Origin of the sequence: Legionella sp. MW5194 (assembly GCF_016864235.1) — a bacterium.
Lineage (GTDB): Bacteria > Pseudomonadota > Gammaproteobacteria > Legionellales > Legionellaceae > Legionella_C.
Map to the genome: position 1 here is coordinate 149,444 of NZ_CP045732.1, position 21,841 is coordinate 171,284.

Here is a 21,841-nt window from a genome sequence, read left to right on the forward strand (position 1 = left end):
GGCAAATGTCAGATGTGAAGATTTAATACGCTGAAAATAATTTCAATGGTAATTAACACAATAATGATCACTTCCAGACCGTGGGAATGGCGATTTTCCAGGTAACTGTTAAACATATCAAAAATTTCGTTTAAGGTATCCAGGCGATGGTTTAAGGCATTAACCCGCCGTTGAATGTGAAGGTAGCGCTCCAGCATGGTGTAGTATTCTTCAAGGGTTGGGTGCTGCCAGAAATACTTGGGATGGTAAAGGAAATTACTGATTAAATTCATTTCAGTAATGGTTCCTAAAATTTCGCCAATCACCTGCCTTATCTGATTGCGAGTGATCCGCATCTGGCCTTTGTTGGAAATGCTTTGGATCATGGGCGTGTATTTTTCAATCAAGGCTTCAATGACCGTTTCAAAATACTGCAATTTGACTGATTGCGAAAAACCATAGGAAAGACTGAGCTTCAGTTCCTCGTTGTCGCCTTCAATGAGAAGGCAATCCACATCAAAAAAATCGTGGGGTTCAATGGCGGTTCGGTCGCCGATTTGATAGCTGAACTCATCCCGCACCCGGAAGGGCACTGGCTTGTCGACAAACAATTTAATGGTATCGAGGTAATTACGTATACGATGGCGTTTAATTCCCCAGGAAACCACGGTCCCGTTTTTAAAAACAAACAGGGTGTAGGTGTTGGAGTCCATGGGACTAAGCTTTAACACGTCGCGGGAACGAACGGATGAATAACCCACCAGGGCTGTCTTAAAATGATGATCCAGACGCGTCAGATCAATGGTATTACCGATACAATAACTTAGGCATTCCATAATAAGGTCTCAAAATGGCAACAGAACCCGTGATCGTGCGAATCACGGGCTTGCCTGCAAGTATACCGCAAAAGCTTATAAACTACTCGGTCTCCGCTGTTTCTCTGCCGGAATACGCTTTTTTGCGATCGGTAGCGCCGCTTAGCCATTGCGGACAAACTTCAAGAATTTCAGCAATTTTTTCCAATTGCTCCGCAGAAGGAAGCAAGTGACCAAAGAGCATGGCATTGGCCAAATGGCGGGTCACCCCGAACACTTTGGCTACAGCCTTGGTTTTTTCTGTTATATCTTCTGGAAAATCCAACAACGCCAATTCACGATTGAAACGTTGTGAGAATACTTTATTATTCATTCTTCACTCCATGAAATCGTTCTGCAACGTCCATAAGACGCTGCCCACTCACCTGTCAATCCTTGATACAGGGTTAATCTGTTATAACTTATTTTTTTTAAGAGGCAAAGTGTTTTTGCCTGAAGGCGGCAATTTTTTCACTATTATCCAAGGTGTTGTGTCGCTTGACAGCTTTAATCCAGCAATTGCATTACGTGGTTGGAGTATTCAATGCCATCGAGGTAGGCGGAAATGAAACTGTCCTGTGGAAAATTGAAATCCCTCAGTTTTTCAAACTCGCCGCGTTCATAAAATTCCACGGCTGACAGAATCTGCCCTATACCGCCTTTGCGATGCAGCAGGGCTTTATTTAACTCTTCACTTAACGAAATTTTGGCAAGCAGGGTGGGCATGGGTTCATTTAAAATCGCGTCTAAAGTTGACAACATGCCCACTGTATAGGCCTGATGAGGTGCGGCAATTCCGGTTTGCCGGGCGAGCGATTGACACATTTTGGCACGAATTAAGGTTTGTTCGAGTACGCTGTGGGCGACATCATCGAGACTTGAAACAAGTAACAGACTAATCCAGTCGCGGATTTGAATAAGCCCCAGTTGTTGAATGGCATCCAGCAGGCTGTCAATTTTTTTTCCTGCGTACAGGGCTGCGGAATTGGCCAGTCTTAAAATGCGGTAGCTTAATTTGGGAATCTGCAGAATGATCTCTTCCACACGCTCCATATGAATGTCGGGATTATGGAGTTCGGTAAGCAGGCGCAAAAGATGGGTTTTGTTTTCCGAAATTTTTTCACCGCGGATTAAATCGGGGCGATTGAAAAAATAACCCTGGAAGAGATGAAAACCCAATTCCTGACAGCGGGTAAAATGCTGTCGGGTTTCAATTTTTTCAGCGAGCAGCTTGCCTTTGAATTTTAAATTTTTTAAAAGCGCCAGTTGGTTAATGACCTCCGCTTCCGATAAATTCAACACATCGATTTTGATGACATCTGCAATGGCGATTAAAGGCAGTAACTCGTCTTTATAGACAAAATCATCGAGTGCAAATTTATACCCGCGTTTGGCCAGCGCGAGAACCACCCCGATCAATTCCTCATCCACATAGGTGTCTTCGAGGATTTCAATAACGATTTTATTGCTGGGCAATAATTTTGGAATTTGTTCAATGAGGTGTTTACGTGTGAAATTAATGTAGGCAGGGTAACTGCCAATAATTAATTCCAGGTCGAGGTGAGCGAATAAATGCGAAATGACGAAGGAGGTCGCTTTATCGCCTTCCAGGGAATTGGCCGTGCTGAGATTGGCGTGTAGGCTGTCGCCATCACGATACAGCAATTCATAAGCGCATACCGTGCCGGAACTATTAAAAATCTCTTGTCGCGCAAATAAAGTTCCCAGAACTGGCTCCATCAATTTTTTTTCTACCGCGTCTAAGCTAAGTATAATCGACAAATAAAGACTTTTTATTGGTTTTCAACAAAAAGATTCCATGCCGCCGGGAATTAATTTTCCCGGCTGTAAAAATTCAGATCCAGTTCCCTGGCTGCCCGAACATCATCAAGCCGTTTAACCGGCATGGTATGTGGTGCGTTTCGTACAAGTTCCGGGTTTTTCTGTGCCTCATCGCGAATAGCCTGCATTGCCGCTATAAAACTGTCGAGTTCAGCACGGCATTCGGTTTCCGAGGGTTCAATTAACAGGCATTCAGGCACCAGAAGCGGAAAATAGGTCGTTGGTGCGTGAAAACCGTAATCAAGCAGGCGTTTGGCCAGATCCATGGCGGTAATACCAAAATTTTTCTTTTCCTGATTTAAGGTTAGGATGAATTCATGGCTCGCGCGCCGCCCGGGGTAGGCCGCCTGAAATCCGGCTTTGGTTAATGATGCCAGTAAGTAGTTGGCATTGAGGGTTGCCAGTTCAGCCACTTCCGACAGGCCTTCCTTACCCAATATTCGGGTATAGAAATAAGCCCGCAGCAGAATTCCGGCATTGCCCATGAAGGTGGAGAGGCGCCCGATGCTTTGCGGGTAATCAGTACGCGTCGCCCAGCGGTATTGATCCTGCTCTTTCATAACAATCGGCAGGGGCAAATAAGGCAATAGGCGCTTGCCTACCGCGACAGGACCCGCACCGGGTCCGCCGCCGCCATGCGGCGTTGCGAAGGTTTTATGCAGATTTAAGTGCATAACATCAAAGCCCATGTCACCTGGGCGTACCTTGCCAAGGATGGCGTTAAGATTGGCGCCATCGTAGTACAATAATCCCCCGGCCTGGTGGATTATTGCCGCAATGTCTTTAATCTGGCGCATGAACAGGCCGAGCGTTGACGGGTTGGTTAACATAATTCCGGCGGTGCGCGGACCGACCTTGCTTTTTAATACCTCCAGATCGATGTCGCCGTCTTTGGCTGTTTCTATTTCCACCACTTTAAAACCGCACATTGCCGCAGAAGCAGGGTTTGTGCCATGGGCGGCTTCAGGAATGAGTATTTCATCCCTTGCTGTATCGCCGCGTGATTGATGGTAGGCTTTAATCATTGCGACGCCGGCAAATTCACCCTGCGATCCGGCCATTGGGGTTAAGGATACCCCAGGCATGCCGGTGATTTCGGCAATATAGGATTGCAGCTCATGGAGCGCCTGTAAAAACCCCTGGCTTTTTTCTGCGGGCGCCAAGGGATGACGATTATTAAATCCCGGGAGCGTTGCGGCCTTGTGAACCCCGCGTGGATTGTATTTCATGGTACAGGATCCAAGCGGATAGAAATGGGTATCAATGGAAAAATTTTTCTGCGACAAACGCGTGTAGTGCCTGACCACCTGCAATTCGGAGCAGGAGGGAAAGCGAGGCAAGTGTTTACGTAAAAAACGGACCGGGATATCCTGAGCCGGTTGTTGCGGACCAGGGGCCTGTGCGGTGGCTTGCCGATGCGTTTGCGAACGTTCAAAAATCAACATAATTTTCCCTCCGAATTCTGAATGATCGCCTTTAATTCGTCACGGTGCTTAACGGGCGTGAATTCAATGATCTTATAGTCAGCAATTTCAGCCAGATAATAAGGGTCCTGTTTTAACACGTCTTCCAGGTGTTCGCGGTTTTTTGTGGCGGCGATGATGATGCCGCCGGTGCGGGGCACCATTGGGCCTGAAGCCAGCAGCAGGCCCTGTTTGTAGTGGTAGTCAAGGAACTCCCGATGCGCCTGCAGGTATTTGTCGACTTCGCTAATCGGAGTTTTATACGTCAATTGCACAATAAACATCAGCTGCCTCGCTTACTCAGGATTTGGGTTAACGCCTCGTCATACTGTTTGATTTCCTCGGGAGTACGCATTTCGGTGGCGCAGATTAACAAGGTGTCCTTCAACGCGGGATAATGACTTGCGACGGGATAGCCGCCGGCAATTCCCTGTGCGTAAAGCGCAGGGAGCACGTCGTCGACCGGCTGACTGAATTTCAACAGCACTTCATGGAAAAACGGGGCGGAGAAAACCTGTTCCACTCCTGGAATACGGCACAGGGAGGCGGCCAATTCCCGCGTATTCTGATGACAACTTAATGCAACCTGGTGAAGTCCCTCTGGACCAAGCAGACTCATGTGAATGGTCGCTGCAGTAACCAGCAATCCCTGATTGGTGCAGATATTAGACATGGCCTTGCCGCGACGGATGTGTTGCTCACGGGCCTGCAAGGTCAGGGTGAAGCCGGTTTTTCCATCCTTATCAACTGTTCTGCCGATAAGGCGCCCGGGCATTTGCCGTACGTAATCCATGCGGGTGCTGAAAAATCCAAAATAAGGTCCGCCAGAGGCCATGGGCGATCCCAAGGGTTGGCCTTCGCCGCAGACGATGTCAACTCCGTTGCTTCCCCATTCGCCCGGTGATTTTAATAAGCCCAGAGACACCGGGTTGACGCAGGCAATGCTGATGACCTGATGCTCAGCCGCCCAGTCGCATAATTCATCCACTTCTTCAAGGCAACCAAAGAAATTGGGTTGACTTATCACCAGGGCAGTGATGTCCTCCTTGCTGTACTTTTCCACAGCATCAAGCGGTGTAATCCCCTGCTGGTCGTCAAAAGGCAGAGTAATCACTTCAATGTGCTGATTGCGAACCACCGTTTCCAGGGTTTCACGGTAAAAAGGATGGACTGTGCCGGCTACAAGAATACGGTTTGCTTTACTGCGCTTGTTAATGCGTACGGCCATAAGCACGGCTTCTGCCAGCGCCGTTGCCCCGTCATACATCGACGCGTTGGCGACATCCATGCCCGTTAATTCGGCAATCATGGTTTGGTATTCGTACAATAATTGCAGTGTTCCCTGACTGGCTTCAGCCTGGTAAGGCGTGTAGGCGGTTAAGAATTCGCCCCGTGAGGTAATGTCCCAGACGGCGGCAGGGATGTGGTGCTCATAACAGCCTGCGCCGATAAAGCAGCAGGCATTGCTGTTTTTAGAGGCCAGGTGCTGAGCCTGCCTCAGCATGGCCATCTCGTTTAGCCCCGGGGGGATATTTTTTAATTCCTGATAGCGAAGTTCAGCAGGGATTTCATCAAACAGGTTTTCAATACCGGCGTCGCCTATGGTGCTAAGCATCGCCTGAATGTCCTCTTGCGTATGCGGTGTGTAAGGCATGTTAATGATCCTCGGCTATCTCTTGCTGATATTGTTCGGCATTGAGCAGGTTCTCCAGTTCGGCCGGATTACTGGCTTTCATTTTGACCAGCCAGCCTGCCCCGTAAGGATCGGAATTCACAAGGGCAGGATTGCTGTTCACTTCCTCATTCACGGCGATGACTGTCCCGCTTAGGGGGGCGTAGAAATCCGAAGCGGCTTTCACTGACTCAACCACGCCGAGCTCATCGCCCGCACTAACTTCATCCCCTACTTCGGGTAATTCCACAAACACCATGTCGCCCAGCAGCTGTTGGGCATGATCGGTAATGCCTACAATCATTTCTTCGTTATTTTGTTTCAACCACTCATGGGTCTGGGTAAATTTTAAATCGTTCATTCTTCTTCCTTTTTTTAATACAAGCCTTGCCCATGACCTCAGACTGGTTTTCCCTGCTTGATAAAGCGGGGTTTGGTGACCTGGGCGGGAATCAGTTTACCGCGGATATCCACCATGACTTCCTCGCCTGTTTCGACAGGAACACGGGCTAAGGCAATGGACTGTGCCAGTGTGGGGGAATAGGTGCCGCTGGTGATGACGCCGTCGGCGTGGCCATCAACGACCACCCGTTGACCTGGGCGCATGATGCCTTTGTCGTTAAGGATAAGGCCGACCATTTTGCGCTTAAGCCCTTGTTGCTTTTGGGATAGCAAGGCGCCGAGGCCAATAAAATCGCGGTCCTCAGGTTGCCATTTGATGGTCCAGGCAAGTCCGGATTCGAGCGGGGTTGTGGTTTCATCCATGTCCTGACCGTAGAGCAGCATCCCGGCTTCGAGTCTTAGGGTATCGCGTGACGCAAGGCCGCAGGGTTTGACGCCGGCCTTAAGTAATGCGTCCCAGAGTTGGCCGATTTGTCGGGCTGGAAGGACAATTTCCAGGCCGTCTTCGCCGGTATAGCCGGTACGAGCAAAAAAATAATCATCGACATCCACGCATTCAAAGCCGGTTAAGGTGGAGATGGCATCGATTTGCGCCGGCGTTAACACACTCAAGGCCCTGGCAATGGCGTTGGGACCCTGTACGGCGAGCATGGCCAGTTCAGGACGCTCGAGCAGACCGACGGAAAAGCCGCTGCTTTTTTCCCGAATCCATTTTAAATCATGATTGCGCGTGGCTGAATTTAAGATAAGACGGTAATTATCGGATGTGCGTTGATAGACAATAAGATCGTCAATGATTCCACCATGCTCATTGCACATGCAACTGTAAAGCGCACGGCCAGTATGCTGCAATTGGTCCACGTCATTGGTGAGCAGTCTGCGTAAAAATTGCCGTCCACCGGCGCCAAGTACGTCCACAATGGTCATGTGAGACACATCAAACATGCCGGCGTCATTGCGTACTGCGTGATGCTCGTCAAGTTGCGAGTCATAATGCAGCGGCATCTCCCAACCATGAAAATCAACCATTCTGGCGCCTAAAGACAGGTGCGCGGCGTGCAGCGGTGTCTTTGCGATCATAGTGACTCCTTCCTTTTCTCGCACGGGGTGCGAATGATTATACTCAGTTCAATTTTGGTAACAAGAGGTACAGCCAATGAACATGGACAGGGAAAAGACCCTTTTCCCTTTTGCAGCATGACCAACAGCCCTTAAATCTAGTATAGCCAAGCCAATAGGCTATTGTTTGCCGAATAATTCAGCGGCTCGACGTCTGACTTCGTCCTCAGAAAGGTCTTCGACATGAGTGGCAACATACCAGGTGTGGCCGAATGGATCTTTAAACGCACCGCTACGATCACCGTAGAATTGATCGGCTGCTTCACGGCAGAGCGTGGCGCCGGCCTTGATGGCCTCACCCAGGGTAGCATCGACGTTATGGACATAGACATGAATCCCGACAGGGGAACCGCCGTAATTGTCCGGCGCATGAATTTCCATCTCCGGGCATTCATCAGCCAGCATGATTTTAGAGTCGCCGATTTTAAGCTCGGCATGGCCGACCTTGCCGTCGGGATTATCCATGCGCATGACTTCCACCGCGCCAAAAACCTGCTTGTAAAAATCAATGGCCTGGTTGGCATCGTCGACAACGAGGTAAGGGGTAATGGTGTTGTATCCTTCCGGTGCAGCGGATATCTGATTAGTCATAGTTCTCTCCGTAGTATCTATTTATGTCAGGTAACGCAGGATGACAGAATGCGATTAATTGGCCTAAAATTAAGCATGGAGTGCGCGATTGACAGCAGACATGTTTAATCCAAATCAATTCATCATGGTTTTAATTTGTGCCTTACTATTATGGCTGGTGAATGGCTATGTTGTCATTGCTCCCTTGATTAATTTATTATTCAACATGTTTCTTTTGGCCCTGCTGGTGTTGTACATCATGCAGTTTCTAGGGGTAATCCGCGATTGGTTACCTGCTCCCAGACTCTTTAAATAATGGATTGACTGGCCTTGCCGCGGCCGCCTTGTACTGTTTTGTAAGCCGCCTTTTTCATTCAGTTTCTGGACGCCATGGAATATTTTCTGTAAGCCCTCTACACTGATTATAAAAGAAAAAAAAGGAGAGGGATATGTACAGAGAATGGAGTCTGGCCTTGCTCATGGCGATGAGCCCATTGGCTTTTGCTGAGGATGATTTAGGACAAAAAACGTATGAGGCTGCCTGTCAAAACTGCCATGCACCGAATCTTGCAGGCGGTGTCAAAGCCCCCGCTGCCTTTGATGAGAAAGCCTGGAGCACTGTTTTTGAACGCGCGGCCGTCAAAGCGAAAGAAAACCCGTCACAATTTAAAACGCCGATGGATTACCTGCTTTACAATGTCAAAATCGGTAAAGGATTGATGCATCACAATGGACTATGCAATGAATCCGTAACCACGAACTGTTCCGATGAGGCACTGACGCAAGCGATCGTGTACATGAGCAAAAAGCACTAATCATTCGTTGACGGGAGAAGCTGGCATGACTGAAGAAATCACCACGCGCTCATGGGGGAGCCGTGTTAAAGATGCACTGGTTGGTATTTTAATTGGTTTCGTGCTGATTGCGGCGGCCATTGCATTGTCTTTCTGGAATGAAAGACACAGCCTGCACACCGCCCAGTCGCTTGAGCAGGCGCAACATGTACTGGTTTCCGTGCCCAATGCTCCCATCGATGAAAAAAATAACATGAAAGTCGTCTATTTAAGCGGCGAGGCGACGACCAACGACAAACTGACCGACGGGGTGCTTGATATTACCGTGACGGCGATAGGCCTCAACCGCCAGGTGGAGATGTACCAATGGCAGGAAAAAACAGAAACCCGCACCGAGTCACAGATGGGCGGTTCGGAACGAACAATCAAAACCTATAGCTACAATAAAACCTGGTCAGACAGTGTCATTGACAGCAGTGGTTTTAAAGAGCCGCAGGGGCATCAAAACCCGTCATCCATGCCCATTTCATCGCAGCAGCAGTATGCCAAAGAGGTCAAGGTAGGGGATTTTTCGTTGCCCTCTTCGCTGATTACGCAAATTGACGTCAGCAAACCCATTGATCTAAAGCAGGTGAATGGTGATGCCCTGAAAAACCAGTACAACAAGCCGGTCCATGTCAGCGGCGACCAGCTTTACCTGGGACAGGATCCACAAAATCCCCAGCCCGGCGATTTGCGCATTAATCTCAATGCGGTTTACCCGCAGACAGTCAGTATTGTTGCTCAACAAACGGGCAACACCTTGCAGGGTTATCAGGCTCCTGCCGGTGAAACCGTGTTGTTGCTGGAAACTGGCCAGCAATCGCCAGAGCAGATGTTTAAGCAGGCGCAATCTGAAAACACCATGCTGGCCTGGATTCTTCGCGGTGTTACACTGCTCATGTTGATTGGGGGTTTTTCGCTGATTTTAAATCCGCTGGTGGTTTTAGCGGATGTGTTGCCATTCCTGGGCACACTGGTTGGTTTTGGCACGGGTTTTGTCGCTTTCCTGCTGGGGCTTTCCGTGTGGATTCTTGTCACGGCCATTGCCTGGTTTGCGACCCGGCCCTGGTTGTCAGTGGGTTTGATTGCATTGCTGGTGGTCGGTGGTTTCCTCCTCATTAAAGCACGGGCCAAAAAAGCGGCTGTCGTGCCTGCACCTTCTCCCGAGGGGTCGCAGGTGCCATAAATTAAGGAAAACAATGGGTGTGTTTGGACATGCGGTTCTTGATCTGAGCTGGTTGCTTTTCCTGCTGGCTATGCTCTTTTATTTCTGGCAGGAAAGGCGACACCTGAAGAAGAGCCGTCAATGGCCGCAAACCACCGGTCATATTACGCAGTTCAATTGGACAAAAGAAGGGCATCAGCTGTGGCCAAAAATCACCTATGCCTACTGGGTTAACGAACGGGAGTACATTGGGGAGTCCCTGCTGCTAAAAAGTGCACACACCACGTTTTCCAGTGCGCATGCCCGCAAAGTCGCCTATCGGGCAGCAATGGCTTTCGAGCGTAACGAGGCAGTCGAGGTCTATTATAACCCAGAGGCTCCTGAGCAGGCTGTTCTTGATATCCAGATGCCGAAGAAATTGAATTTTATCCTTCTGCTGCTGCTGTTTTTCATTGCACTCCATTTAACGATTGTGGGCTATCGCTGGCTGAGTTAGCGTCCTCTTCCATGTCACACCGGCAGGCCGGCTTTTTAATTTTAGCCTGCAGGGTATTGATGGCTAATCCCCTGATCCCCTGCCCTGAGGGGGCCTGACTGAAGGTGATGCTGACTTCCAGGGTTTGCTTCTGTTGATACTGGGGATTTTTATACACCACCAAAAGCGGCATCACTGCCTGCCATTGCTGATCGCTGATGGCTTTTACGGCGGGTGGCGACAACGACACTGCACTGACAAAATAGGCGTTTTTCTGCAAGGCCTCCGGCAGGCCTGAAGCATTGAGTGCGGCACTGTATTGCGTCCATCCCTGCGCGCTGAAATATTTGGCAATGGCGCGTTGCTGATTCAGGTAATTTTTATAATCATAGGAGTAGGTGGCCACAATGGCTTCATTGGCCCAGACGGACAATTGCGTCTGGTCAGGTATAGCCTGTGACGTCAACGGCAATGACAGAAGTACGAACAGCCAGAACGGGGCGATACGCGGCATGATTTATCCTTAGCCTGAAGAATTCATATGACTACGAGGAGTATAGACAGGTTTTATAATCAAAAAAACCCCGGTAAAAATACCGGGGAAGTATTGCGCTCAGAGAGCGCATTCCCGCAAAAGAGGGCAATGCGGGAATGAGCATTCGGGGAAATGCTCACTGGTTAGACACGGCCTTTCAGCAAAAGTTCCCGAAAATAAAAAATACTTCTCCACGGAAGCAGAATGAGAAAGGGTTTGATCTACCTATTTGTTAAATACGGAAAATTTATGGTAGATTAAAAATCCTATTATCACAGGGAGGAGAGAATGAAATATTTATTATTGGGTTTGGGAGCGCTGACGACCATTTCAACGGCCACCGCGTATTCGACCCCCCCTCCCTCCACTATTCAGCCCATCGCCTGCATTACCTCCCAATTCACTGCCACCGGCAACGAGCATTGGAAATCCATTAATTTAAAATTAACCAACAGTTGCGGACAGGCAGTTGATTTTCAAAATTCAACGGTTACTTTCCAGACAACCACTGCGCTAAATACCTCATTCTGGGGCGATTTCGGGCCGTTGTCTTATCCTGACAATACCTTGAATATCAGTTCTCAACCACAACCGGGCGGCAAGTACCTGGCTACATTGACCCTGCACTTTCCCACTTTCCCTGGCGCTAAAAGTCAACTACCCGCCGGCAGTTCAATCACCATTCAATACGGTGATTTTAGCGACAGCCACGTGGAAGGCACGGTGAATGTGTATTCCGGCACCGCGGTGAATACTGGAAGCCTGCAGTTGACGAACAGCGCGGCAAAACCGACCAATGTGGTTAACAATTATGCGTTGGTTCATGTGACCTTAAACGGGCAGCCTGTCCGGGACGTGCAACTTCCCTGGAATGGTACGCAATTAATCAGCGGCCTTGCTGCCGGCTCCTATGGACTCTCTGCAGAAACAGTCACCGGTAGCGACGGAAATGTTTATCAGGGCACCGCCGTTCCAAGCACCGTGGCCATTACCGCTAACCAGACAGCCAATGCAACGATCAGCTATGCGCTGGTACCACAAACTGGAAAAATTGCCATCAATCTGCAAGCATTGCCGGCTGAATTGACGGGCTATACGGAAAATCCCTCGGTATTGCTGACCAATACCCAAACGGGCGCCTCACAAGCGCAAGCCGTGACTTGGGGTAATGCGGTGACGGTGACGCAATTGAAGAATGGTGCGTCCTACCAGTTTTCAACAGCGCCCATTTCTTTCAACAATACCCAGTGCCAGCCTGTCTTTACGCCGACTTCTGTCATTGCCAGCGAAACCACTGTTCCAACCACCAGCCTCACCTATCAATGCGTGCAGGTGGTACAGGATTCAGTGACCCTGAATGTCCAGGGGGCGCCTGCTTCGTTAACCACACTGACGATTACGTTTACCCCCAATAACCAATCCGCACCGATTGTGCAGGTCGTGGATTTGGTGAACGGCAGTGGCTCTACAGTGGTGTCTTTAACGGATGGCGTCATTTACACGGTGTCCGGTCAGGCAGTATCCGGTTACACCTTAAGTTTCTCACCCCAGCCTCTGACAGCCACGGCGAATGCCATTGAAACCGTCACCTTAACGGCTAACCCGGTCAGTAATGGGCGCATCATCGGCTATCTGCCAGGCTGGAAAACGCCGCCGACTGCGCAGGCGCTTGCCGATGCCGGTTATACTCACATGATGGTGGCTTTCGGGGTATTCAGCACCAGTAACCCGGGACAGATTACACCGGCGTTTGATACGGTAACCAAGCCCTACATTCAGTCGCTGCATCAGAAGGGGATCAAGGTCATTCTGTCCTTGGGCGGTGCCTTGACCAGCCTGCCCAATACGACGGTGGATTTCCACCAGGCCTTAACGGCGGCGGCGTCACCGGATGCGTTCAAACAAACCTTTATGTCATCGCTTCGCGGCTTGATGGACGAGTACGGGTTTGACGGCTTTGATATCGACATCGAGCATGGGTTGAATGGCGGCGGCACGTTTGCGAACCCGCAGGGCGACATCGCCGTCTTAGCCAGTATCATCAATACCATGTACAGTCAGAATCCTAATCTGCTGATTACCATGGCGCCGCAAACGGCCAATGTCGCGGCAACCAGCGGGTTTGATGGGGTCTGGGGTAATTATGCTTCTCTCATTATGCAGACGCATGATGCCTTAGCCTGGGTTGGTATTCAGCTTTACAATACCGGCTGCATGTTCGGCATTGACATGGTCTGCTACGGTCCCACGCCAACCAGCAACCCCGATTTCAGTGTCGCGATGGCCACTGATCTGCTGGAAAACTGGCCGGCACAATTACCCAATGGCAGCAACACTGGGTTCCAGCCGTACATCAGCCACCTTAATCCGTCGCAGGTGGTCATTGGTTATCTGGCTGCCAATGCCAATGGCAGCGGTGACGGTTCGCCGGTTATTCCAACAAGCACCATTAAACGCGCCATTCAGTGCCTGAAAACAGCAACCGCTGGCAGCAGCAGTTGCGGCTCGTATGTCCCACCCCGCGCCTATGGCAACATCGGGGGCGTGTTCAACTGGGAAGTGACGTTTGATCAAAGCAACAATTTTCGCTTTGCCACAGACCTCAAAAATTGCGTTATCAATGGTGTATGTGACTGATGTAAGCAGGGCGCCTCACGGAGGCGTCTGTCTCTTTACTTAATTCATAACAGGATAAATGATGAAAAAATTAGTCGGAAGTCTTGGCCTTGCAGTGGCCAGTTTTTCACTGTTCGCGCATGGATCGCTTGAAACGCCCATTTCCAGAACCTATCAATGCTACAAAGAAGGTCCGGAAACCCCAAAATCCGCTGCCTGTAAGGCGGCCGTGCAGGTGGGCGGTACACAGCCTTTGTATAACTGGCATGAAGTAAACCAGGGTGCCGCCAATGATCAGCACCGTGAACTGATTGCCGATGGGCAGTTGTGTGCCGGCGGCAGGGATTTTTTTAAAGGATTCAATTTAGCCCGCAGCGATTGGACCACCTCCGTTGTGCATCCTGACGCCAATGGTCATTTCCAATTTGTTTTTGTAGCCACAGCGCCTCATAAAACCAAGTATTTCAAGTTTTACGCCACCAAAGATGGCTATGATTTCAACACACCGCTGAAATGGTCTGATCTTGAAGCCAGCCCGTTTTGTACCATCACCAGCGTGACCTTGGCCAATGGCCGCTATCAGATGGATTGTCCTTTGCCTGCCAATATGACAGGAAAACGTATTTTTTACATGATCTGGCAGCGCGAAGACAGTCCTGAAGCGTTTTATGGGTGCAGTGATGTTTTCATCGACGGCGCGGCGCAGGCGCCAGCCTGGCATGAACTTGAGAATTTTTATGGCACTGGCGACATTGCGGTGAACACCAAAGTCACTTTACGGGTTTTTAAACACGAAGTGGAAGTGGAAAGCAACAGCATTACCGTCAATGACAGCAACCACACCGCGACACAGTGGCCCCTGGCTTTAGGGACGGTGGTCAATAATTCTTCCAGCCTGGTGCGTATTGGTCAGCTCGATCCCGAAAGTGGTCAGGTGGTGCTGGCAGCCAATCAGGCCAATAAAATTTATCTCAGTGATGCCGATACCAGCAGCTACCATGTGATGGTTGATTTTACCGAGCCTTCCACCAGCACGGATTTGATTTATCCAGACGGAATCAGCACGTACACGGCGGGTACCATCGTTTTAGGCCGTCTCGATCACAAGCGCTATCAATGCAAACCCTGGCCTTATTCCGGCTGGTGTACGCAATCAGCCGCCTATTATGAGCCGGGTGTCGGTCTTGCCTGGTCTCAGGCCTGGACCTTACTGGGCTAACCACGACCATCCCCGCCCTGGCGGGGATTTTTTTTGAAACGTCCTGCACCCATGCTCAGGGTTTATGAGATTTTTGCCATTTATGCTATTTTATAGCTTGCAGGATAGGGAGAATCGGTTTTGTATTCAGCAATTTCACCAGGCTGTCTTGTCGTTGAGCATGTCGTTTCATGCCCTGAGACAGCCTCGCAAAATTGCCAGATCGTAAATTGACAGTCTCATTTCCGAGGGACAATAACAAGAGAAGGACGTGACGGTTGGGTTTGTGTAATCCCGGCCAGGACCTGTGTATTCGCTAACAAAGCGTCATTTAATTGATTATTAATCTCAGGCAATACTGGTGAGGTTATCAATCGGGGGGACTTCGTGCGCAATAGTCGTTTTTATTTTGCCAATCGCGAAAACGTCAGCCGTTTTTTTAACCGCTGGGATTTTTTTCTGCTCATCCTTATTTTCTCAGTGATTTACTTTTTAAGCTGGGCCGGTCAGCAGATGGCAAGTCCTTATCAATTGGGCGATCCTTTGCCTATTTCGCTTGCGCCGCAGAAATTGCCATTCTATGCCTTGCGTACGGTATTGCGCATGTTCATCGCCCTCATTCTGTCGATTATTTTTACCTTTATTGTCGGGGCTTTAGCCGCTAAAAACCGGCGTGCGGAACAAGTCATTGTTCCTGCCATTGATATTTTGCAGTCCGTGCCGGTATTGAGTTTCTTGTCGATCACAGTCACTGGATTCATTCGTTTGTTTCCCAACAGCCTTTTAGGACCGGAGTGTGCGTCGATTTTTGCCATTTTTACCGCCCAGGTCTGGAATATCACCTTTGGGTTCTACCAGTCGCTTAAAACCCTGCCGCATGACTTAAAGGAAGCCGCTGCCATGTTTCAATTGTCTGCCTGGCAGCGTTTCTGGAAAGTGGAGGTGCCTTTTTCCATGTCTGGACTGATATGGAATATGATGATGTCGATGTCGGCAAGCTGGTTTTTCGTGGTTTTGTCCGAAGCGATTGCTGTCGCTCATCAGGATATTCGCTTGCCAGGCGTTGGTTCCTACATCGCCTTGGCCATCGAACGCCGCGATTTGCATGCCGTAGGTTACGCCATCCTGACCATGGTCATTGTTATTTTCCTCTATGACCAGATTTTATTCAGACCCCTGATTGCCTGGTCGGAAAAATTTAAGATGGAGCAGTCGCCTGAGGAGGAGGAGTATCAGTCCTGGCTGGTTGACTTAATCCGTCGCAGCCGTCTGATGAAGCGGGTGGGTCGGGGAATTGCCATCATTAAAGACAATTTTGTCAATGCCCGCTGGTTTAGCCGTTTAGGCCCTAAAGCCATTAAAGAAATTGACTACCGACGTCAGAAACACCTGGACTGGATATGGAATACCCTGCTGATTTTGGCCATTGTCGCCGGCGGGTGGTTCCTGCTGCGTTTCATCCTCGCTAAACTGCATTTAAGCGACATCATCCACGTCTTTCTGTTGGGGGCCGCTACCGGTACGCGAGTGATTGTGCTGATTATTTTCAGTTCGTTGCTATGGATTCCTGTCGGCGTATGGGTTGGTCTTCGTCCGCGTCTGGCTCAGAAAATTCAACCGGTTATCCAGTTTGCTGCCGCGTTTCCTGCCAATTTGTTTTACCCGCTGTTTGTGATTGCTATCGTTCAATTTCATTTAAACGTTGAGATTTGGGTCACGCCTTTGATGATTTTGGGTACACAATGGTATATTTTATTTAATGTGATTGCCGGTGCCTCCACCATCCCGCGCGATTTATACCTGGCGGCGGATAATTTTGGATTGAAGGGATGGCCCTGGTGGAAGCGTTTGGCCTTGCCCGGTATTTTTCCTTTTTACATTACCGGTGCCATTACCGCAGCTGGCGGCGCCTGGAACGCCAGCATTGTGGCCGAGTGGCTGACCTGGGGAAATACCACCCTGCGTGCCACCGGCCTTGGCGAATACATTCAGGCCAGTACCATTGCCGGGGACTTTCCCCGTATTGCGCTAGGAACCATGATGATGTGTGCTTACGTACTGGCGTTTAATCAATTAATCTGGCGACCTCTCTACCGTCTGGCGGAAGAGCGCTTTCATTTCAACTGAGGCATCCTATGGCAGAAACGATTATCGCCCTTGAAAATTGCCGCAAATCCTTTAAAAAGGCATCCGCCCAGGATTTATTGGTTCTGGAAGACGTAAATTTCAAACTACAGGAAGGTGAAATCGTTGCTTTGCTCGGTAAATCAGGATCGGGTAAGTCGACGTTGCTGCGCATTATTGCCGGTCTGGTCCCGCCGTCTTCGGGTACGGTGACGTATCGCGGGCAACCCGTGACCCGGCCTGTGCCGGGCATTGCCATGGTGTTTCAATCCTTTGCGTTGATGCCCTGGCTTACTGTTCTTGAAAACGTGGAGTTAGGACTGGAGGCGCAAGGAGTGGGCCGTGAAGAACGGCGGCAACGCGCCATTGACGCCATTGACATTATTGGCCTTGATGGGTTTGAGTCCGCTTTTCCCAAGGAACTGTCAGGGGGTATGCGCCAACGCGTGGGATTTGCCCGTGCCCTGGTGATTAATCCTGACGTCCTGTTGATGGACGAGCCGTTCTCCGCGCTGGATGTGTTAACGGCGGAGAATTTGAAATCGGATTTGCTCGAGCTATGGCAGGAGAAAAAAACCAATACCAATGGCATTCTGTTAGTGACCCATAATATTGAAGAAGCCGCGATGCTGGCTGATCGCATTGTTATTTTTGGCAGTGATCCTGGCTATATCCGTGCCGAATTGCAGGTGCCTTTGCATCAACCCCGAAATCCCGAAACGCCCGAATTTCGCGATTTGGTCGATACTATCTATACTTTAATGACCACGGGTCCAAAAGAAAAAACCAAGCGCGCACTGCGTGAGCGGCAAATTGGGTTAGGGTACCGCTTACCGGACGTGGAGCCCTCGGAATTGTCCGGTTTGATTGAAACCATGACGTCATTTGAAGAGCGCATTGATTTGCCGGAATTGGCTGATGAGTTGATGATGAACATTGACGATTTATTCCCTATTCTTGAAACCCTGGAGATTTTAGGTTTTGCCAAGGTATCGCATGGCGATATCCAGTTGAGTGAGCTGGGCAAGCAGTTTTCGGAGGCCGACTTACAGGAGCGCAAAACGCTGTTTGCGCGCCGATTACTGGAAAACGTGCCTTTAGCCCGCTACATTCGCCGGGTTTTGGATGAAAAAATCGGGCATCGGGTGTCAGAAGAACGCTTTTTATCCAAACTGGAAGACTATTTAAGCGAAAAAGAGGCAGAACGCGTATTGCGTACCATGATTGACTGGGGGCGATATGCCGAGATATTTGCTTATGACTTTAATACAGGAATTTTAAGTCTGGAAAATCCAGGCATTTAAGATTCTGCTAAAGTTAATTAAGAAACGGGCGAAAACAATGTCAAAGAGGTATTGTTTGATCGAAGCGTCTTCTTTGAGGAGCAACTATGGGATTTGTCATCGCGGTAAGTCAAGCAAAGGGGGGTAGTAGCAAAACGACTACCAGCGTCAATCTGGCGGGAGCACTGATTGAACATGGATATAAAGTCATTGTCGCGGACATGGATAAAGACAAACCGGATGCCATTCGGTGGGCACAACAAGGGACTGCCATCAAATTCATTGAGCCGCTATTCGATGACAAGCCCATGGATAAAATTGAGCACCTGCGTAAACAGTACGATTTTGTACTTTTAGACACACCGCCCAACTACATGCCGGCCGCATTCAAAGCCATCATGCTGTCTGATTTTGTCATTTTACCCTGCTCTCCCAGCTTTCTTGATCAAAACAATTTAACCGACGCGATTGCCGTCCCTAGAATGTCTCAGAAGCCTTTTAAAATCCTGGGCGTTAAAATTAAAAAGCGGCAGCGGCTTTCGGATCAGCTGATTGATGAGCTGAACAAGTCGGGCCTCGCCTTTAAAACCATGATTTCATCGAAAACAGCCGTGCTAGAAGCGGCTTTTGAAGGAAAGTGGGTGGGGGATTTTGATAAAAACAGTGACAGCCATAAGGAATTTAAAAAATTGGCTGAAGAGTTATTGACGTTTTTTAACCATCAAAAGCAAACGGACACGCAAAAAGTGAATTCCACAGCACCATCTCGGGCGGTAAATGAGAGGATTTAGTATGAAGGGTTTTTGTTTGTCGGCTACGTTGCATGAGAAGTTACATAAAGTAGAGCAGGAATGCCATCTGGATGAAAAAATTGTCTCGTTGCACTGTGATTTACTGGATACCTGGGAGTTTCGTGATCGAAAGGGTTTTGAACTCGGTGATATCGCCGCGCTGGCTAACAGTATCCGTTCGAAAGGCCAATCCCAGCCTATCGTTGTGGTTAAAGCCTCTGAAGAATTCAAACCGCGTAATAATTCCGGCGCCCACTACGTGGTGATTGCCGGTTACCGCCGCTGGCTGGCCTGCAAAACCCATCATCTTCCGGTAGAGGCCGTGATTAAAACCCTGAGTTTTGATGAAGCCATTGCCTGCCTTGTTTCCGAAAATGAAAAAGAAGACGTCTCCGATTATTCCAAAGGGTTTTTTTATGCCGGTATTCTTAAAACGGAACGCATGACACAAGACATTCTCGCTGAAAAATTGGGCATCAGCAGCAGCCGTCTGAGTCAATACCTGGCGTTTTCGCAAATACCGGACACCTTGTGGCAGGCCATTGGTGATATTTCCAAAGTGTCAGCCCGTACCGCCGCAGCCATACGTTCCATCTTGCACCATGGCGAAAGCCATCGTGAGGCACTGTACAGACTGGCTCCCCTGATTGCACGGGGTTGTGGTGAAAAGCGTCTGCGCGAGGAAGTGGAGATGCTGGTCTTAAAAAACATGAAGGCGAGCAATGATCCCTACCAGGTAATTTTTAACAACAAAACGTTAATGACCATCCGGCGGGGGCAAATTCATTTCGATAAATCAATCGTTAACCAGCCTGATTTCCCTGAATTCTGCAAGAAAATTGAGACGGAATTACTTCATTTTGTTAAAGGTCGCTTGTCAGCCAGCCCTGCATCAGGGCAGAAAATCCGACGGGATGCAGGACCATCGTCTTAAGCGTGGCTTTCCTTTTTAGCCGCTTGCTGGACTAGGTAGTCAAGGATTTTAAATAACCTGTCTTCACCCTGTGCCATTTGCAGATCCGTTTTGTACTGGCCATTGATGACCACGGCTGGAACTGCAGTAATATGGAACTGTGCCATTTGCGCACTGCCCTGATTCAACTGCATGTCAATGGTGGTGGAATGTTTAAACGCGCTTTCCGCGGTGGCTTTGTCAATGCCCTGACTTGTTAAAAAATCTATCATGGTGTCATTGCTGGTTAACGCGCCGTGTTTGGCCTGAATGGTTTTAAACAGAATAGGGTTTAATTTGGCTCCCTGACCCAGCAGATTGACGGTATAGTAGGCCTTGGCATAATAGGACCAGTCTTTATTGAATACGACCGGTACACGGGAAAATTGAATCTGATCTCCCTGTTGTTTAATCCATTGGGTTAAGGAGGGCTCAAGACGATAGCACCAGGGGCAGCCGTAACTGAAAAATTCAGTCACCGTCACGGGACCTGATTGGGCCGTCACCTCATTGCCTTTGATTAGTTCATAGTCTTTACCCGCGACAAAGGTCTCTGCCAAAGCGCTTAAGGGCAATAACAAAGCAAACATCATTAAAACACGTCGTAACATACGTCTATCTCTCCAGGTTAATTAGTACAGGCCCTGCATGTAATAGGCAACAGCTGCCATGTCGTCGTCGCTCATGCGGGCGCTGATGTCCTGCATGATGCTGTTTAAGTCGTTGGTTCGTTTACGTTCCTTAAATGCCTTTAGTTGTTGAATGACATAGGGCGCATGCTGACCGGAGACCACGGGAAAACCGGCTTGGGCATTGCCTGTGCCTTTAGGGCCATGGCAGGCAATGCAGGCGGTGATGTGCTGGTTGAAATCGCCGCCGCGGTAAAGCTGTTCGCCGCGTTTTAAGTATTTTTCCGGGGTACTGGCCTCAGCCAGCGGCATCTCGGCGTAATACTGCGCTAATTCTGCCATATCTTCATCGCTCATGCCAGCGACGATCGCGCTCATGGCCGGTACATTACGGGTTTTTGCTGCCTTGAAGTCTTTCAGTTGTTTAAGCAGATAACCGGCATGCTGCCCGGCCAGGTTAGGCCATTCCGGATTGGCACTGTTTCCTTTTTCACCATGACAGGCCACGCAAACGGCCGCTTTTTCGGCGGTGGTTTTGACCGCATTGGCCGTGGTGTTGGCCGTTTCTGGCGAAAGCGGGGCAGCCTGAGCCATGGTTAAGCTCAGTAATGCAACAACAAATACCATTTTTTTCATGTTTCCCCCGGGGGTTCTTCCTCATTTAATGGTACACTGCCTGAGTAAAAATCCCAAAATGAAATTAAAAATAATGTTAATGAATCGTTACTCCCAGGCGGTTTTTTTAAAAAGTGCCGCCCGTGTTAATCAATTACCCGACGACATCGGTTACGAAGTGGCTTTTGCCGGTCGTTCCAATGCGGGAAAATCAAGTGCGTTAAACTGCCTGACGGGCATCAAACAATTAGCGCGTACCAGTAAAACCCCCGGCCGTACCCAGCTTATTAATCTGTTCAGTCTGGATGAGTCCCGGCGGTTGGTTGATCTTCCCGGTTATGGGTATGCGAAAGTGGCTTTGCAGGTCAAAGAAGACTGGCAAAAACACCTGGCTCATTACCTTGAGGTGCGTCAATGCTTAAAGGGGTTGGTTGTGGTCATGGATTGCCGCCATCCTTTAAAGGAATTGGATCAGATGATGATAGACTGGGCCCTGGATCGGGAAATTCCGGTGCATGCCCTGTTAACCAAAGCCGATAAACTAAACAAGAGTGAGGCTAAAAACGCTGTGGCTAAAGTCAAGCGTCATTATCACCTGCTGGGCGATTTGGTGTCGGTTCAAATTTTTTCCTCGCTTAAAAAAGAGGGCGTTGATGAGTTGATTGCCCGCTTGGACAACTGGTATGAATGGCCGGCTTGATAACGAAAAGAAGCCGGCAGT

Annotated in this window: 23 protein-coding genes; 11 read left to right on the top strand and 12 right to left on the bottom strand. The window is 49.3% G+C overall.

Annotation, left to right across the window (positions count from 1 at the left end; translation table 11 throughout):
* Positions 1–8: 8 nt before the first annotated feature.
* From GH742_RS00705 to GH742_RS00745, 9 genes are all read right to left on the bottom strand, one after another.
* Positions 9–815: an RMD1 family protein gene (locus GH742_RS00705; RefSeq protein ID WP_203455713.1), complete on the bottom strand. Its 807-nt coding sequence runs from the start codon at positions 813–815 to the stop codon at positions 9–11.
* Between the two features lie 82 nt (positions 816–897).
* Positions 898–1,167 (bottom strand): hypothetical protein, encoded by a 270-nt coding sequence (locus GH742_RS00710; RefSeq protein WP_203455714.1) that lies wholly within the window; start codon positions 1,165–1,167, stop codon positions 898–900.
* A 173-nt stretch (positions 1,168–1,340) separates the two neighbouring features.
* Entirely contained in the window at positions 1,341–2,573 is a 1,233-nt protein-coding gene (locus GH742_RS00715) for an EAL and HDOD domain-containing protein (protein ID WP_203455715.1), read from the bottom strand.
* Positions 2,574–2,665: 92 nt separating this feature from the next.
* Positions 2,666–4,120, bottom strand: coding sequence for an aminomethyl-transferring glycine dehydrogenase subunit GcvPB (gcvPB, locus tag GH742_RS00720; RefSeq protein ID WP_203455716.1), 1,455 nt, complete (start codon positions 4,118–4,120; stop codon positions 2,666–2,668).
* Complete coding sequence (locus tag GH742_RS00725; protein ID WP_203455717.1) at positions 4,114–4,422, bottom strand: YciI family protein; 309 nt, start codon at positions 4,420–4,422, stop codon at positions 4,114–4,116. The genes gcvPB and GH742_RS00725 overlap by 7 nt, the downstream gene beginning before the upstream one ends.
* Positions 4,422–5,792, bottom strand: coding sequence for an aminomethyl-transferring glycine dehydrogenase subunit GcvPA (gene gcvPA / locus GH742_RS00730; RefSeq protein WP_203455718.1), 1,371 nt, complete (start codon positions 5,790–5,792; stop codon positions 4,422–4,424). Before gcvPA ends, GH742_RS00725 begins: the two co-directional genes overlap by 1 nt.
* Position 5,793: 1 nt before the next feature.
* On the bottom strand, positions 5,794–6,171 hold the full coding sequence (gene gcvH / locus GH742_RS00735) for a glycine cleavage system protein GcvH (RefSeq protein ID WP_203455719.1): 378 nt from the start codon (positions 6,169–6,171) through the stop codon (positions 5,794–5,796).
* A 38-nt stretch (positions 6,172–6,209) separates the two neighbouring features.
* Entirely contained in the window at positions 6,210–7,292 is a 1,083-nt protein-coding gene (gene gcvT / locus GH742_RS00740) for a glycine cleavage system aminomethyltransferase GcvT (protein WP_203455720.1), read from the bottom strand.
* Between the two features lie 159 nt (positions 7,293–7,451).
* Positions 7,452–7,922 (bottom strand): VOC family protein, encoded by a 471-nt coding sequence (locus GH742_RS00745; RefSeq protein WP_203455721.1) that lies wholly within the window; start codon positions 7,920–7,922, stop codon positions 7,452–7,454.
* A 100-nt stretch (positions 7,923–8,022) separates the two neighbouring features.
* Here GH742_RS00745 and GH742_RS00750 point away from each other — a divergent pair, with 100 nt between their 5' ends.
* The 4 genes from GH742_RS00750 (at position 8,023) to GH742_RS00765 (ending at position 10,398) form a co-directional block, all read left to right on the top strand.
* Positions 8,023–8,217, top strand: a complete 195-nt coding sequence (locus GH742_RS00750) for a hypothetical protein (RefSeq protein ID WP_058532760.1) — start codon at positions 8,023–8,025, stop codon at positions 8,215–8,217.
* A gap of 133 nt (positions 8,218–8,350) precedes the next feature.
* Entirely contained in the window at positions 8,351–8,716 is a 366-nt protein-coding gene (locus tag GH742_RS00755) for a c-type cytochrome (protein ID WP_203455722.1), read from the top strand.
* A gap of 25 nt (positions 8,717–8,741) precedes the next feature.
* On the top strand, positions 8,742–9,923 hold the full coding sequence (locus GH742_RS00760) for a TMEM43 family protein (protein ID WP_203455723.1): 1,182 nt from the start codon (positions 8,742–8,744) through the stop codon (positions 9,921–9,923).
* Positions 9,924–9,936: 13 nt separating this feature from the next.
* Positions 9,937–10,398 carry a DUF3592 domain-containing protein gene (locus GH742_RS00765; RefSeq protein WP_203455724.1) on the top strand — a complete coding sequence of 154 codons (462 nt, stop codon included), beginning with the start codon at positions 9,937–9,939 and terminating at the stop codon, positions 10,396–10,398.
* Here GH742_RS00765 and GH742_RS00770 read toward each other — a convergent pair.
* Complete coding sequence (locus GH742_RS00770; RefSeq protein ID WP_203455725.1) at positions 10,352–10,891, bottom strand: DotI/IcmL family type IV secretion protein; 540 nt, start codon at positions 10,889–10,891, stop codon at positions 10,352–10,354. The genes GH742_RS00765 and GH742_RS00770 overlap by 47 nt on opposite strands.
* Positions 10,892–11,200: 309 nt before the next feature.
* On the opposite strand from GH742_RS00770, the gene GH742_RS00775 reads away from it, so the two are divergent.
* The 6 genes from GH742_RS00775 to GH742_RS00800 all read left to right on the top strand — a co-directional run bounded on the left by GH742_RS00775 (position 11,201) and on the right by GH742_RS00800 (position 19,858).
* Entirely contained in the window at positions 11,201–13,549 is a 2,349-nt protein-coding gene (locus GH742_RS00775) for a glycosyl hydrolase family 18 protein (protein ID WP_203455726.1), read from the top strand.
* Positions 13,550–13,610: 61 nt separating this feature from the next.
* Positions 13,611–14,747, top strand: a complete 1,137-nt coding sequence (locus GH742_RS00780; RefSeq protein WP_203456793.1) for a lytic polysaccharide monooxygenase — start codon at positions 13,611–13,613, stop codon at positions 14,745–14,747.
* A 366-nt stretch (positions 14,748–15,113) separates the two neighbouring features.
* Entirely contained in the window at positions 15,114–16,853 is a 1,740-nt protein-coding gene (locus tag GH742_RS00785; protein ID WP_203455727.1) for an ABC transporter permease subunit, read from the top strand.
* Positions 16,854–16,861: 8 nt separating this feature from the next.
* Positions 16,862–18,154: an AAA-associated domain-containing protein gene (locus GH742_RS00790; protein ID WP_203455728.1), complete on the top strand. Its 1,293-nt coding sequence runs from the start codon at positions 16,862–16,864 to the stop codon at positions 18,152–18,154.
* An 86-nt stretch (positions 18,155–18,240) separates the two neighbouring features.
* Entirely contained in the window at positions 18,241–18,924 is a 684-nt protein-coding gene (locus GH742_RS00795) for a ParA family protein (RefSeq protein ID WP_203455729.1), read from the top strand.
* Between the two features lies 1 nt (position 18,925).
* The gene (locus GH742_RS00800) at positions 18,926–19,858 is read left to right on the top strand and encodes a ParB/RepB/Spo0J family partition protein (protein WP_203455730.1); all 933 of its coding nucleotides are present in this window, start codon (positions 18,926–18,928) and stop codon (positions 19,856–19,858) included.
* On the opposite strand, the gene GH742_RS00805 is transcribed toward GH742_RS00800, so the two are convergent.
* On the bottom strand, positions 19,855–20,487 hold the full coding sequence (locus GH742_RS00805) for a thiol:disulfide interchange protein DsbA/DsbL (protein ID WP_203455731.1): 633 nt from the start codon (positions 20,485–20,487) through the stop codon (positions 19,855–19,857). The two genes, GH742_RS00800 and GH742_RS00805, sit on opposite strands and share 4 nt — an antisense overlap.
* A gap of 21 nt (positions 20,488–20,508) precedes the next feature.
* Positions 20,509–21,141, bottom strand: a complete 633-nt coding sequence (locus GH742_RS00810; RefSeq protein WP_203455732.1) for a cytochrome c — start codon at positions 21,139–21,141, stop codon at positions 20,509–20,511.
* A 73-nt stretch (positions 21,142–21,214) separates the two neighbouring features.
* Between GH742_RS00810 and yihA the strand changes: the two genes are divergently transcribed.
* Complete coding sequence (yihA, locus tag GH742_RS00815) at positions 21,215–21,820, top strand: ribosome biogenesis GTP-binding protein YihA/YsxC (RefSeq protein WP_203456794.1); 606 nt, start codon at positions 21,215–21,217, stop codon at positions 21,818–21,820.
* Positions 21,821–21,841 lie beyond the last annotated feature (21 nt).

Bases quoted from the DNA above. Each gene is read 5' to 3' on its own strand.
- GH742_RS00795 (WP_203455729.1), top strand. From the start codon at position 18,241: ATGGGATTTGTCATCGCGGTAAGTCAAGCAAAGGGGGGTAGTAGCAAA.
- GH742_RS00805 (WP_203455731.1), bottom strand. From the start codon at position 20,487: ATGTTACGACGTGTTTTAATGATGTTTGCTTTGTTATTGCCCTTAAGC.
- GH742_RS00710 (WP_203455714.1), bottom strand. From the start codon at position 1,167: ATGAATAATAAAGTATTCTCACAACGTTTCAATCGTGAATTGGCGTTG.
- GH742_RS00765 (WP_203455724.1), top strand. From the start codon at position 9,937: ATGGGTGTGTTTGGACATGCGGTTCTTGATCTGAGCTGGTTGCTTTTC.
- GH742_RS00790 (WP_203455728.1), top strand. From the start codon at position 16,862: ATGGCAGAAACGATTATCGCCCTTGAAAATTGCCGCAAATCCTTTAAA.
- GH742_RS00760 (WP_203455723.1), top strand. From the start codon at position 8,742: ATGACTGAAGAAATCACCACGCGCTCATGGGGGAGCCGTGTTAAAGAT.
- GH742_RS00800 (WP_203455730.1), top strand. From the start codon at position 18,926: ATGAAGGGTTTTTGTTTGTCGGCTACGTTGCATGAGAAGTTACATAAA.
- GH742_RS00810 (WP_203455732.1), bottom strand. From the start codon at position 21,141: ATGAAAAAAATGGTATTTGTTGTTGCATTACTGAGCTTAACCATGGCT.
- GH742_RS00780 (WP_203456793.1), top strand. From the start codon at position 13,611: ATGAAAAAATTAGTCGGAAGTCTTGGCCTTGCAGTGGCCAGTTTTTCA.
- gcvT (WP_203455720.1), bottom strand. From the start codon at position 7,292: ATGATCGCAAAGACACCGCTGCACGCCGCGCACCTGTCTTTAGGCGCC.
- yihA (WP_203456794.1), top strand. From the start codon at position 21,215: ATGTTAATGAATCGTTACTCCCAGGCGGTTTTTTTAAAAAGTGCCGCC.
- GH742_RS00705 (WP_203455713.1), bottom strand. From the start codon at position 815: ATGGAATGCCTAAGTTATTGTATCGGTAATACCATTGATCTGACGCGT.
- GH742_RS00775 (WP_203455726.1), top strand. From the start codon at position 11,201: ATGAAATATTTATTATTGGGTTTGGGAGCGCTGACGACCATTTCAACG.
- gcvPB (WP_203455716.1), bottom strand. From the start codon at position 4,120: ATGTTGATTTTTGAACGTTCGCAAACGCATCGGCAAGCCACCGCACAG.
- gcvPA (WP_203455718.1), bottom strand. From the start codon at position 5,792: ATGCCTTACACACCGCATACGCAAGAGGACATTCAGGCGATGCTTAGC.
- GH742_RS00770 (WP_203455725.1), bottom strand. From the start codon at position 10,891: ATGCCGCGTATCGCCCCGTTCTGGCTGTTCGTACTTCTGTCATTGCCG.
- GH742_RS00715 (WP_203455715.1), bottom strand. From the start codon at position 2,573: ATGGAGCCAGTTCTGGGAACTTTATTTGCGCGACAAGAGATTTTTAAT.
- GH742_RS00750 (WP_058532760.1), top strand. From the start codon at position 8,023: ATGTTTAATCCAAATCAATTCATCATGGTTTTAATTTGTGCCTTACTA.
- GH742_RS00725 (WP_203455717.1), bottom strand. From the start codon at position 4,422: ATGTTTATTGTGCAATTGACGTATAAAACTCCGATTAGCGAAGTCGAC.
- gcvH (WP_203455719.1), bottom strand. From the start codon at position 6,171: ATGAACGATTTAAAATTTACCCAGACCCATGAGTGGTTGAAACAAAAT.
- GH742_RS00755 (WP_203455722.1), top strand. From the start codon at position 8,351: ATGTACAGAGAATGGAGTCTGGCCTTGCTCATGGCGATGAGCCCATTG.
- GH742_RS00745 (WP_203455721.1), bottom strand. From the start codon at position 7,922: ATGACTAATCAGATATCCGCTGCACCGGAAGGATACAACACCATTACC.